Source organism: Salinibacter sp., from assembly GCF_042218895.1.
Lineage (GTDB): Bacteria > Bacteroidota > Rhodothermia > Rhodothermales > Salinibacteraceae > Salinibacter.
Map to the genome: position 1 here is coordinate 21,205 of NZ_JBDGQQ010000188.1, position 11,155 is coordinate 32,359.

Here is an 11,155-nt window from a genome sequence, read left to right on the forward strand (position 1 = left end):
CCGCACGGGGCCAACCTATTCTTCGATAACCGCTACCGACCCCCCTGCCTCTTCAATCTTAGTCCGAGCCGAGTCGCTGAAAGCGTGCGCCGACACGTCGAGCGCTGCGTTAATCGTACCGTCACCCAGGATCTTCACGCGCTCAGCGCTTCGTACGGCCCCGACTTCCGCCAGGGCTTCCGGGGTGACAGGCTCCTCTGTATCGAGCCGCCCGTCGTCGATGAGGCTCTGCAGGCGCCTGACGTTGGCAATGTGGTAGTCGGTACGGAAGGGCTCGTTGTTGAACCCATGCTTCGGAACCCGCTGGAAGAGGGGAGTCTGGCCACCCTCGAACCAGATCGGTCGATTTTTAGATCCCGATCGGCTGCTCTGCCCCTTCTGGCCACGGGTCGAGCTGTGCGCACCACGCCCAGACCCTTCTCCACGGCCAAGGCGCTGTTTCGAGTGGGTAGCCCCTTCAGCGGGTTTGAGGTTGCTCAGGTCCATAGGTCTTTTCGGTGTGTCATTATTCTCATGTCGATCGCGCAAGTCTTCCCCACATCATTTCGTTCCGGGCCCGGTGAGGGAGATGTGGCATCTAACAAGTACTCTCCCAATCCCTAAAGTCCAACCAAATGGCCAACCCTAACGGCCATGCCCCGAATCTGAGGCGTACTCCTCGCAACCTCGCTCCTCGGCACTATCCGTTGAAGACCTTCTCTAGGGGAATGTCGCGGCGACGTGCAACCTCCAGGGCATCCTCACACTTTGCAAGAGCGTTGATGGTTGCCTTTACCTGGTTGTGCGGGTTCGACGTCCCGTGCGACTTGGTCAGCACGTTCCGGTATCCGGCGCACTCAAGCACGGCGCGAACTCCCCCACCAGCAATTACTCCTGTTCCGGGTGCGGCGGGCTTCAAGAGCACCTCTCCGGCGTCCTGCTTCCCGATCACCTTGTGTGGGATCGTCCCGTCCCGCAGGGGAACCCGAATAACGTTTTTCTTCGCGTCTTCGGCGCCCTTCGAGATCGCGCTCGAGACTTCGTTGGCCTTGCCGAGCCCGTTTCCGACGAGGCCATCTTCATTGCCGACGACTACGACCGTGTTAAATGAGAATCGACGGCCGCCCTTCACAACCTTCGACACCCGGTTGACTGCTACGAGGCGGTCGACCCAGTTCTCTTGTCGCTTCTCGGCATTGACACGTTTTCGCTCTTTTCGGTCCGGCATGTGTGCTCGTTATTCCGTATGTGAGTAGTGTACTGGAATCCCCGTGAGACGGTGGATAGAAGCCTAAAGCTGAAGGCCTCCGTCTCGGGCTCCCTCAGCCAGGGCTTGAACGCGCCCATGATACTTGTATCCGCTACGGTCGAATACGACCTTCTCAATTCCCTCCTCCTGAGCCCGCTCGGCAAGAAGCTCCCCGACGGCGTGACTTTCTTCGGTGGGGGTCTCTCCCTCAACCTCGTCCGCGAGGCTCGAGGCAGAGGTCAGGGTATTCCCCTCCATGTCGTCAACCAGCTGGGCGTAAATGTACTTGTTGGACCGGTACACCGACAGCCGCGGACGGACCGATGTCCCAAACATCGACTCTCGGATGCTGTCGTGGATCCGCTGCCGTCGCTGTACTTTCTCTTGCTTTCCCTTTGCCATAACCGCTGTGCGTTCATGCGTTCTCAATTGGGAGCAGTCTCTTGCCGCGCAGAGCCAATGCGCATTCCTCAGCGGCTCTTAGCGGGCCGCCGTCTTCCCGGCCTTGAGGGTGATGTCTTCGCCGACGTACCGCACGCCCTTCCCGTTGTAAGGCTCAGGGGGGCGAAGACTCCGAATCTTGGCGGCCACCTGGCCAACGAGCTCCTTGTCTACCCCCTCAACCGTGATGACGTCATCCTGTCCCCGCTCTGACTTCACCGACACTGAGATGTCGCTCGGAGGCAGAAAGAAAATGGGGTGCGAATAGCCGAGAGCAAGCTCGAGCGCCCCATTCGACATCTGAGCCCGGTACCCAACCCCTCTGATCTCAAGTTCCTTCTTGTAGCCCTCCGTGACCCCCTCCACCATGTTCTGAATGAGCGATCGGCTCAACCCGTGGAGGGACCGGTGTCGTTTTCTATCGGTAGGCCGTCGAACTACGACCTCGCCGTCACTCACTTCGACAGTCAACTCGGGATCAATTTGCTCTGTGAGGGTTCCCTTGGGCCCCTCGACAGTGACCGTGTTCGTCTCGTCCACTGACACGGACACTTCGTCCCCAAACGGAACCGGATTGTCGCCTATTCGGGCCATGGATTCGTCAGCTCGTCTCGTGCGGTAGGAGTGAGTGGGTGGGCGCTGCGGTTGAGAAGGGGTGGTTCAAAAGACCTTAGCGAGGTACTCCCCTCCAACCCCGAAGCGGCGAGCTTCCTTGTCGCTCATTACTCCTCGGGAAGTGGAGATAATGGCAATTCCCAAACCGTCTTTTACCTCAGGAAGGTTGTCCGAGTCTACGTACTCTCGGCGGCCCGGTCGGGATATGCGTTCCATCATGCGAATGGCTGGAGCGTCGTACTCATCGTACTTGAGGTAGACACGGAGCAACCCCTGCTTCCCATCGTCGATGTTGAGGTAGTTTTTGATGTACCCCTTCTCGAGCAGAATCTGCGTGATGGCCCGCTTCAGCTTCGAGGCTGGAATGTCCACGTACGTGTGCTCCGCCTCTTGCCCATTCCGGATGCGGGCTAGATAGTTCGATACGGGATCGGAAATGCCACTCATTTCAGTCGTCAGGTCGTCGGTTCAGAATTGGACTCAGAGTTCGGACAGGTCCCTCCCGAACGTCGAGCGTTCAAGCACCGGGGAGCGCCTACCAGCTTGACTTCCGGATGCCCGGGATCTTGCCCTCCAGCGCGAGTTCTCGGAAGCAAATGCGGCAGACCCCAAACTTCCGGAGGTACCCCCGCACTCGTCCACACAGCTCGCATCGATTATTCTGGCGAACAGGGCTTGAGTCGCGGGGAAGCTTCTGGAGCTCAGTCCACTTTCCTTCCTCCTTCAGCCTCCGGCGCTCCTCCTTGTACTTCTCGTACAGCTCTTCGCGTTTCTCTTCGCGGGCGATCCAGCTCTTCTTGGCCATGTTGTCGGTACCTTAAATCGTTTCTAGTCAGCGTCTGCGCGCGGCCATCGGTCCGCGTCTACACCCCAACCGGTTCTGGCTCCTCCTCCCCACGGCGAACGAACGGCATCCCCAGCCCTTTGAGCAGCGCGTACGATTCCTCGTCCGTCTCCGCGCTGGTCACGAACGTGAGATCCATGCCACTGATGCGATCCACGTTGTCGACATCGATCTCCGGGAAGATAATTTGCTCGTCGATGCCGAGGGTATAGTTCCCGTGCCCGTCGAAGCTGCGATCCGGCACGCCCTCGAAGTCCCGAATGTTGGGGAGGGCTAGCGTGACGAGCCGGTCGAAGAATTCGTACATCCGGGCGTCGCGGAGGGTCACTTTTACCCCAATGGGCATCCCCTCCCGAACTCCGAAGCTCGCAATGCTTTTCTTCGCGTGTGTGACCGACGGATGCTGCCCCGTAATCTTGCGAATCTCCTCGACGGCGTCGTCGAGGGCCTTCTGGTTTTCGGAAGCCTCTCCTACGCCCCTGTTGATGCAAATCTTCTTCAGGCGCGGGACCTGCATCGGGTTCTCGTACCCGAACTGGTCCACCAGGTCAGGTCGGACCTCGTCTTCGTACTGCTCTTGAAGTCGGGGAGTGTCGGCCATGAGTCGGAACCTGAAAACTTGATGCTGAAGTTCGGGGGGTCTGGTGTTTCTCCCTCACGCGTCGGCACTAGGACACTGCAGACGTAGAAAATGAATGGGCTGCAGGCGGGGTTTCACCTGCACGGACGCTTCACGCCTCGATTCGGGTTAGCGGTCGAGCTCCTCACCTGTGGTCTTCGCGTATCGCACCCATCGGGACTTCCCAGTGTCCGGATCCTCAACCTTCTTCCTGCCGACCCGAGTGGGATTTCCATCACTGTCAATGGGGCTCACATTCGAGACGTGAATGGGGGCCTCCCGCTCCATACGCCCGCCCTCCCGGTTGGAGGGACTCGGCTTCTCGTGGAAGACCCGAATGTTGACCCCCTCCACGATCACTCGCTCTTCTTCCGGAAACACCTTCAGTACTTTTCCAACGTATCCCTCCTCCCGATCTTGGCCGGCGGATTTCGCGGACGTAATGGTCTTGTTCAGCATGACCATATCGCCCTGCTTCACGTGTAGCTTCTTTTGTGACATGGGTCTAGAAACGGTCGTAGTTCAGGAGTACGGCCGAATGTGGAGCACCGTCCACCGGGGGTGGACAGCGGAGGGTGTGGAACTACAGTACCTCCGGAGCCAAGGACACGATGCGCATGAACTGCTTCTCACGGACCTCACGGGCCACGGGACCGAAAACACGAGTCCCAACGGGCTCCCCCTCGGGACTGACCAAAACGGCGGCGTTTTCGTCGAACCGGATGTACGTGCCGTCGTCGCGGCGGTTTTCCTTCTTCGTCCGCACGACAACAGCCCGGCTCACGTCGCCCTTGTTCATGTCCCCACTCGGGATGGCCGACTTTACGGACACCACGATCTGGTCCCCGATGCTGGCGTAGCGGCGTCCGCTACTGCCGAGCACGCGGATGCACTGCACCTCTCGGGCCCCACTGTTGTCGGCCACCTCAAGTCGCGTTTCTTGCTGAATCATGGCTGGTCTTCCAGGTTCAAGTTCGAATCTCAAAGTTCCAGAAGAGGAGCCCGGCTTTGGGGACGCCGGCGTTTTCTCACTCGATGGTCGAGCCCGCCCCTCGATGCCACATGCTCTTCTTGTCAGGTCTACTTGGCACGCTCAATGATCTCGACGAGACGCCACCGTTTGTTCTTGCTGATGGGACGCGTCTCCATGACCCGAACCGTGTCGCCCTCACGGGCGTCATTCTCCTCGTCGTGTACCATGAACGTCGACGACCGCTCCAGATACTTCCCGTACATCGGGTGCTTCATCTGGCGCCGAACGTCCACCGTGATGGTCTTATCCATCTTATCGGACTTGACAACGCCCACCCGCTCCTTCCGGGAGTTGCGGTCGGGGGCTTGCTCCGCCTGTTGCTCCGTCTGCTCTTCCATCTGCTCTTCCGTCTGCTCCATGATACTCTATCGGCATTTCTGGCTGAACGATCGTGCGTCGGTGGCGGGGCAGGGGGCTACGCCGTCTCCTCGTCGGCCCGCCTTTTCTCGTTTCGGATGGTTTTCAGTCGCGCGATAAGGCGGCGCTTCGTGCGCAGGAGCATCGGGTTTTCCAGTCGGCCCCGTATCGCATGCTGAAACCGAAGTTCTTCCAGCTCATCTTCTTCCTCGTCAATACGGGTTTCAATTTCCGCAATGCTCAGGTCTCGAATTTGATCGGCTTCCATTGCTCCAACAGTTAAGTTCAACAGTACCCGAGAGCACCCACGACCGGATCTACTCGGCCCGAGAGCCCGGACGGACCACAAACTTCGTCTTAATCGGCAGCTTGTGCTTGCCAAGGCGCAGGGCTTCCCGGGCGCTTTCCTCGTCGGCACCGCCTCCTACCTCAAAGATTACGTTCCCGGGCTGGACAGGGGCAACGTAGTATTCAGGCTCTCCCTTCCCCTTCCCCATGCGGGTCTCGGCTGGGGTCTTCGTGACGGGTTTGTCGGGAAATACACGGATCCATACCTTCCCGTCCCGCTTCAGGTAGCGGTTGATGGCAACCCGGGCGGCCTCGAGCTGGCGACTGGTGATTTCTCCGTCCTCGAGGGCTTTGAGGCCAAAGTCGCCGAAGCTCAGTCGGGTGCCTTTTACGGCGTACGTGTTGCGCTTCTTGCCCTGATTGCGCTGGACCTTTCGGTGCTTCGTCTGTTTCGGTTCGAGCATGGATCGTAAATGCGGGTGCGTAAAAGGGTGCGGCGTGACTCGGCGCGGGGTGGTCAGCCTCCGCCCTCTCGACGCTGGCGTCGCTGGCTCGGAGACTCTTTCATCTTGCGCTGCTGGGCCTGCACGTTGGGACTGAGGTCCGGCTGACCGAGGATCTCGCCCCGGTGGATCCAGACCTTCACCCCAATGGTCCCGTAGATTGTGCGGGCCGTCTCCTGGGCGAAGTCGATGTCGGCCCGGATTGTATGGAGCGGGACGCGACCCTCCATGTACTCTTCCGTTCGGCCCATTTCGGCCCCTCCGAGACGACCGGAGGCGCGGAGGCGAATCCCCTCGGCCCCCATGCGCATGGCGGCCTGCTTCGCCTGCTTCATGGCACGGCGGAACGAAATTCGTCCCTCCAGCTGCTGGACGATATTCTTCGCCACGAGCGTCGCGTCGAGTTCCGGACGCTTGATCTCGCTGATATTGATCTGGATGTCTTTGCCCGTAAGCGTCTCCAGCTCCTCACGCAGCTTCTCCACCTCGGACCCGCCCCGGCCAATCACGACGCCCGGTCGGCTGGTGTGAAGCGTGAGGATGACCCGCTTCGGGGTCCGCTCGATGACGGCCCGGCTCAACCCAGCCCGCTTCAGGCGTGTGTGCAGGTAGCGGCGAATCGTCTCGTCCTCGACGAGCTTCTCTTGGAAGTCGTCCTCCGAGTACCAGTTGGAATCCCAACCGCGGATGGCGCCGAGGCGAAAGCCAATGGGGTGTGTTTTCTGACCCACGGTGCGTACTTCGTGGTTTTGGTTCGCAAAAGAATGCGTAGTAGGGCCGGGGAAGCCTGGTTGAATCAGGCCATTTCTTCCTCAGGTTCTTCTTCTACCGCTACGACGACCGTGAGATGCGTCGTGCGTTTTCGGATGGGAGCAGCACGTCCCTGGGCACGGGCCTGGTGGCGCTGAAAGGTTGGCCCCTCGTCGGCCTTGATTTCGTCCAGCTGGAGCGCTCCCTCGTCGAACCGCTCGTCGTACTGGTCCATCAGATTGTAGACGGCTGAGCGAATCGTCTTCTCGACGACCCCCGTCACCTTCTGGGGCATGTAGTCCAGAATGGCCACCGCCTCCGGCACGCTGCGTCCTCGAACGAGGTTGATGACGCGGCGCATCTTGATGGGCGAGCTCCGAATGTACCTGCGGACGGCTCGTGCTTGCATGTCTTATCGTTCGGTTTGCAGTGTGGCGTACAGGAGCGCAGCGGTACGACCGCGACCGACGGGAGAGCCCAGTGCGGCCGTGGAGGAACCGCGCTACTGCCCCGGCTTCCGGATTCGCTGGTCGACCTTCGCCTGCGAGTGCTCGGTGAACGTTCGGGTCGGGGCGAATTCCCCTAGCTTGTGGCCGACCATGTTTTCGGTCACGTAGACCGGGACAAACTGGTGGCCGTCATGAACGGCAAATGTGTGCCCGACAAACTCCGGTGTGATGATCGAGTCTCGGCTCCACGTCTTGATAACCTTCTTCTCGTCGGACTCATTGAGCGCGTCGACCTTGCGCTGCAGCTTATAGTAAACGTACGGTCCCTTGCGTAGAGAACGAGGCATGTCGTCGGGAAAGTTTGGATCTTAGAGGTACGACTCGCAGCTGAGCATCGGAGCGGGGGACGGCCTGAACCCGTTATCCGCCGCCTCCACCCCCCGATTCTGTGCGACGTCGAATGATGTACTTGTTCGACTCTTTATTTCGAGTGCGGGTCTTGTAGCCCTTCGCCGGAACGGCCTGTCGCGAGCGGGGATGCCCACCGGACTTCAGGCCCTCTCCGCCTCCCATCGGATGGTCGACTGGATTCATGGCGACCCCCCGGGTGCGGGGACGACGGCCAAGCCATCGGCTGCGTCCCGCCTTGCCAAGCGTGATGTTTTCGTGCTCGACGTTGCTCGTCGTGCCTACGGTGGCCCGGCAGTCTGAGGGGACCAGCCGAGTCTCACCGCTGGGCAGCTCCAGTGTTACGTAGTCTCCTTCACGGGCCGTAATTTGGGCGTGCGTCCCTGCCGCGCGGGCAAGCTGTGCCCCCTTCTTGGGCCGCATCTCGATGCAGTGCACCTGTGTCCCAATGGGAATGTTGCTCAGCGGCAGGCAGTTGCCCACCTTGGCCCTCGCCTCCGGCCCATTCATGACCTCGTCTCCAACCTCGAGGCCGTCCGGGGCAATGATATAGCGCTTTTCCCCATCGGCGTAGACAATCAGAGAAATACGGGCCGAGCGGTTCGGGTCGTACTCAATCGTCTCGACCCGAGCCGGAATGCCGTCCTTGTCGTTGCGCTTGAAGTCAATTCTCCGGTAGCGCCGCTTGTGGCCCCCTCCGCGGTAGCGCATCGTCATCCGCCCCTGATTGTTGCGGCCCCCACTGTTGGTCAGCGGCTCCAGCAGGCTGCGTTCCGGCTCAACCGTCGTCACGTCCTCCTTGTCGTCGATCGAGTACTGCCGCTGGCTATTCGTCGTCGGGTTTCGATTTTTGATCGACATGGCTGTGGGTTGGGATTTGGTACGCTAGTGAGGGGCAAAGGGCTAAATACCCTCGAAGAAGTCAATCTGCTCGCCCTCCGGATCGAGATCCACGATGGCCTTCTTGAACCCGGACGTGCGGCCCTCGATCATGTTGCCGTCTCGGAACTGGCGACGCCGCTTTCCGGGGACGATGTTGGTTCGCACGTCGTCCACGTTGACACCTGGATACCGGTCCTCCACGGCGCGCCGAATCTCGGGCTTCGTGGCATCGAGGTCGCAGACGAAGGTGTACTTCCCGTCCTCCATCTTGCGCGTGGTTTTCTCCGTTACGTAAGGGCGAATCAGCACGCGATCACTCATGGCTCAGCGTGGTTTTTGGTAGTGCAAGGATTCTGGCGAGGCGCCCGGAGGCTCACGCCGCTGTGCCCGCCGGCTCGGCCGTCGAAAGAACGTCCGTCAGCCATTCCAGCGCTCCTTCCTGCAGAAGGAGGACGTCTGCATCGAGGATGTCGACGGTGTTGATGCTCCTCACCTCCTGCACGTTCACGTTCGAGAGGTTCTGAGCGCTGAGGTAAATCTCGCGCTCCACCTCGGTGGTTGCGAGCAGAATGTCCTGCCCCTCGATTTCCAGGAGCTCGAACAGATCGGTCAGCTCGCGGGTGCTCGGCCGGTCTATAGAGAAGTCTTCGATGACTCGGACATTGTCGTTTTCGGCCTTGTAGGAGAGCGCCGAGCGCCGGGCCAGTCGCTTCTCCTTTCGGTTGAGATCGTGCGTGTAGTCTCGGGGCTCAGCCCCGTGAGCGCGACCGCCCCCACGTCGGATCGGGGACTGCGCGTCCCCGACGCGGGCGTTTCCTGTTCCCTTCTGGCGGTACAGCTTACGTCCGGATCCGCGCACTTCGTGTCGCTGCTTCGTCTTGCTCGTTCCCTGACGCTCGTGGGCCTGAATCCGTTTCACATCCAGCCAGATGACGTGGTCGTTCGGCTCGATGTCGAAGACAGTCGGGTCGAGCTCGGCCGTCCGGCCCGAGCCCACGCCATCGTCCTGGTAGATCTCAGTGTCCATGGTTCTGTGGAATTCGAGGTTTGCTGTCGTTCGGTGCGTCCAGGGGCTCCTCTCTACGCTCCCGCGCCGGGCTTCTTGTGCAGCTCAACGTATCCACTCTTCGGGCCCGGCACCGACCCTTCCACGAGGATGACGTCGTGATCTTCAAGGATGCGGACCACACGGAGGTTCTGGATTTTTGTCCGCTCGCCTCCGGTCTGACCCGCCATTTTCATCCCCTTGAACACGTGCGACGGATCGGCAGAGGCGCCGATTGAGCCCGGATGGCGCTCGCGGTCGGACTGGCCGTGCGTCTTCATGCCAACGCCGCTGAACCCATGTCGCTTAATGACGCCCTGAAAGCCTTTCCCCTTCGAAACGCCGACGACATCGATTCGCTCCTCCTCCTGGAATACATCCTCCACGCGCACCACGTCGCCCAGGTCAACGTCTCCGTCGTAGCCGCGAAACTCGACAAGGACTCGCTTGGGCGGGCATCCCGCCTTCGCGAAGTGCCCCTGCATGGCCTGAGTCGTGTTCTTCTCATCCATGTTTTCGAAGCCCAACTGCACCGCGTTGTACCCGTCGGGACCGTCCTCCGACTTGACCTGCGTCACGACGTTCGGGCCCGCCTCCACGACCGTGCAGCCGACGCTGTTGCCCTCGTCGTCGAAGACGCTCGTCATGCCTACCTTCTTTCCGATAAGTCCGCTGCTCATGGCACTAGGGTCTTTGCAGTAGTACGTCCATCGTTCGGCCTCATTCCTCGACGGGCGCGAGCTGGAGTCGGACGCGCCGCATGCCGTTCCAGCTTCGTCCGGGGAAGAGGGTGCTCAAAAAGGCCCGCGATCCGTTTCTTTGGTTCCCAGGCAAGCGGAGGATGGCTCGGCTTACTTCAAAGCGGTAGGTCCAAATAACGGGTCGAGATCCTCCGAAGGGACTTTTGAATCCCGGTATCATTCGAAGCAACCGGTCACCGCGGAGCTCAACTCGGCCCTCTGAAAGCACTGTCGTGCTGTCCGAGCGTTCACCTATTACCCGGTAGGTTCGGTTCTTGTCATCGTCGCGGAAGATGAACCGGATTGCGGTGTAGCGAAGTTCACTCGTGTAGTTGAAGTCTCCGACCTCAAGGCGTTCGGCTTTCCACGTTCCGGTGAGTCGCTGGTACAGAGAAGACTGCTTCGATCCGCTCCCATCACAGCCCTCAACGACGAGCACTCCCGCACACAGAAGCAACAACGCTCCCAGAACGGGCCGGAAACTTGTGCTCGGCATCACACCTTGATCTCAACGTCTACGCCGCTGGGCAGCTCAAGCTGCATGAGCGCGTCCACCGTGTCGCTGCTTGAAGACAGGATGTCGATCAAGCGCTTGTGGTGGCGCCGCTCAAACTGCTCGCGGCTCTTCTTGTCTACGTGCGGCCCGCGCAGCACGGTGTAGATTTTTTTCTCGGTCGGCAGTGGAACGGGCCCACTGACGACCGCCCCTGTTGACTTAACGGTCCGGATAATTTTCTCCGCGCTCTTGTCAATCAGCGAGTGGTCATAGGACTTCAGCTTAATGCGGATGTCCTGCTGCGCGGCCATGTCTTACAATTGATTTTCGAATGTGAGGCGCAAAGTGCCGGTCCAACCGTCGGCCGACTTTTCGGGGCTGCAGTATCGGAAAACGATGCAGCTAGTCCAGGATGTCGGTAACGACGCCGGCCCCTACCGTGTGCCCCCCCTCCCGA

21 protein-coding genes are annotated in these 11,155 nt (G+C 60.2%); all 21 read right to left on the reverse strand.

Going from position 1 to position 11,155, the window contains the following annotated elements:
• Positions 1-15 precede the first annotated feature (15 nt).
• The 21 genes from rplO to rpsJ all read right to left on the reverse strand — a co-directional run bounded on the left by rplO (position 16) and on the right by rpsJ (position 11,009).
• The gene (rplO, locus tag ABEL04_RS15355) at positions 16-486 is read right to left on the reverse strand and encodes a 50S ribosomal protein L15 (protein WP_375803278.1); all 471 of its coding nucleotides are present in this window, start codon (positions 484-486) and stop codon (positions 16-18) included.
• Between the two features lie 193 nt (positions 487-679).
• Entirely contained in the window at positions 680-1,207 is a 528-nt protein-coding gene (gene rpsE / locus ABEL04_RS15360; RefSeq protein ID WP_375803279.1) for a 30S ribosomal protein S5, read from the reverse strand.
• A 63-nt stretch (positions 1,208-1,270) separates the two neighbouring features.
• Positions 1,271-1,630 (reverse strand): 50S ribosomal protein L18, encoded by a 360-nt coding sequence (gene rplR / locus ABEL04_RS15365; protein ID WP_375803280.1) that lies wholly within the window; start codon positions 1,628-1,630, stop codon positions 1,271-1,273.
• Positions 1,631-1,708: 78 nt separating this feature from the next.
• The gene (rplF, locus tag ABEL04_RS15370) at positions 1,709-2,263 is read right to left on the reverse strand and encodes a 50S ribosomal protein L6 (RefSeq protein WP_375803281.1); all 555 of its coding nucleotides are present in this window, start codon (positions 2,261-2,263) and stop codon (positions 1,709-1,711) included.
• Between the two features lie 66 nt (positions 2,264-2,329).
• The gene (gene rpsH / locus ABEL04_RS15375) at positions 2,330-2,731 is read right to left on the reverse strand and encodes a 30S ribosomal protein S8 (RefSeq protein ID WP_375803282.1); all 402 of its coding nucleotides are present in this window, start codon (positions 2,729-2,731) and stop codon (positions 2,330-2,332) included.
• 88 nt (positions 2,732-2,819) lie between these two features.
• Positions 2,820-3,089, reverse strand: a complete 270-nt coding sequence (gene rpsN, locus ABEL04_RS15380; protein ID WP_375803283.1) for a 30S ribosomal protein S14 — start codon at positions 3,087-3,089, stop codon at positions 2,820-2,822.
• Positions 3,090-3,147: 58 nt separating this feature from the next.
• Positions 3,148-3,729 carry a 50S ribosomal protein L5 gene (gene rplE / locus ABEL04_RS15385; protein WP_375803284.1) on the reverse strand — a complete coding sequence of 194 codons (582 nt, stop codon included), beginning with the start codon at positions 3,727-3,729 and terminating at the stop codon, positions 3,148-3,150.
• Between the two features lie 147 nt (positions 3,730-3,876).
• Positions 3,877-4,248, reverse strand: coding sequence for a 50S ribosomal protein L24 (rplX, locus tag ABEL04_RS15390; RefSeq protein ID WP_375803285.1), 372 nt, complete (start codon positions 4,246-4,248; stop codon positions 3,877-3,879).
• An 82-nt stretch (positions 4,249-4,330) separates the two neighbouring features.
• A complete protein-coding gene (rplN, locus tag ABEL04_RS15395; protein WP_375803286.1) occupies positions 4,331-4,699 on the reverse strand; it encodes a 50S ribosomal protein L14 in 369 nt (122 codons plus the stop codon).
• A 128-nt stretch (positions 4,700-4,827) separates the two neighbouring features.
• Positions 4,828-5,139 (reverse strand): 30S ribosomal protein S17, encoded by a 312-nt coding sequence (rpsQ, locus tag ABEL04_RS15400; protein ID WP_375803287.1) that lies wholly within the window; start codon positions 5,137-5,139, stop codon positions 4,828-4,830.
• A gap of 56 nt (positions 5,140-5,195) precedes the next feature.
• Entirely contained in the window at positions 5,196-5,405 is a 210-nt protein-coding gene (rpmC, locus tag ABEL04_RS15405; protein ID WP_375803288.1) for a 50S ribosomal protein L29, read from the reverse strand.
• Positions 5,406-5,454: 49 nt separating this feature from the next.
• Positions 5,455-5,889, reverse strand: coding sequence for a 50S ribosomal protein L16 (gene rplP / locus ABEL04_RS15410; RefSeq protein WP_375803289.1), 435 nt, complete (start codon positions 5,887-5,889; stop codon positions 5,455-5,457).
• A gap of 53 nt (positions 5,890-5,942) precedes the next feature.
• Positions 5,943-6,659: a 30S ribosomal protein S3 gene (gene rpsC, locus ABEL04_RS15415; protein WP_375803290.1), complete on the reverse strand. Its 717-nt coding sequence runs from the start codon at positions 6,657-6,659 to the stop codon at positions 5,943-5,945.
• A 65-nt stretch (positions 6,660-6,724) separates the two neighbouring features.
• Positions 6,725-7,087 (reverse strand): 50S ribosomal protein L22, encoded by a 363-nt coding sequence (gene rplV, locus ABEL04_RS15420; RefSeq protein ID WP_375803291.1) that lies wholly within the window; start codon positions 7,085-7,087, stop codon positions 6,725-6,727.
• A gap of 93 nt (positions 7,088-7,180) precedes the next feature.
• Complete coding sequence (gene rpsS, locus ABEL04_RS15425) at positions 7,181-7,474, reverse strand: 30S ribosomal protein S19 (RefSeq protein ID WP_375803292.1); 294 nt, start codon at positions 7,472-7,474, stop codon at positions 7,181-7,183.
• A 73-nt stretch (positions 7,475-7,547) separates the two neighbouring features.
• Positions 7,548-8,396 carry a 50S ribosomal protein L2 gene (gene rplB, locus ABEL04_RS15430; RefSeq protein ID WP_375803293.1) on the reverse strand — a complete coding sequence of 283 codons (849 nt, stop codon included), beginning with the start codon at positions 8,394-8,396 and terminating at the stop codon, positions 7,548-7,550.
• A 42-nt stretch (positions 8,397-8,438) separates the two neighbouring features.
• Positions 8,439-8,738, reverse strand: a complete 300-nt coding sequence (gene rplW / locus ABEL04_RS15435) for a 50S ribosomal protein L23 (RefSeq protein WP_375803294.1) — start codon at positions 8,736-8,738, stop codon at positions 8,439-8,441.
• A 52-nt stretch (positions 8,739-8,790) separates the two neighbouring features.
• A complete protein-coding gene (rplD, locus tag ABEL04_RS15440; protein WP_375803295.1) occupies positions 8,791-9,444 on the reverse strand; it encodes a 50S ribosomal protein L4 in 654 nt (217 codons plus the stop codon).
• A gap of 53 nt (positions 9,445-9,497) precedes the next feature.
• Positions 9,498-10,142, reverse strand: a complete 645-nt coding sequence (rplC, locus tag ABEL04_RS15445; RefSeq protein WP_375803296.1) for a 50S ribosomal protein L3 — start codon at positions 10,140-10,142, stop codon at positions 9,498-9,500.
• Between the two features lie 40 nt (positions 10,143-10,182).
• Positions 10,183-10,698, reverse strand: a complete 516-nt coding sequence (locus tag ABEL04_RS15450; protein WP_375803297.1) for a lipocalin family protein — start codon at positions 10,696-10,698, stop codon at positions 10,183-10,185.
• The gene (rpsJ, locus tag ABEL04_RS15455; RefSeq protein WP_375803298.1) at positions 10,698-11,009 is read right to left on the reverse strand and encodes a 30S ribosomal protein S10; all 312 of its coding nucleotides are present in this window, start codon (positions 11,007-11,009) and stop codon (positions 10,698-10,700) included. The genes ABEL04_RS15450 and rpsJ overlap by 1 nt, the downstream gene beginning before the upstream one ends.
• Between the last annotated feature and the right edge of the window lie 146 nt (positions 11,010-11,155).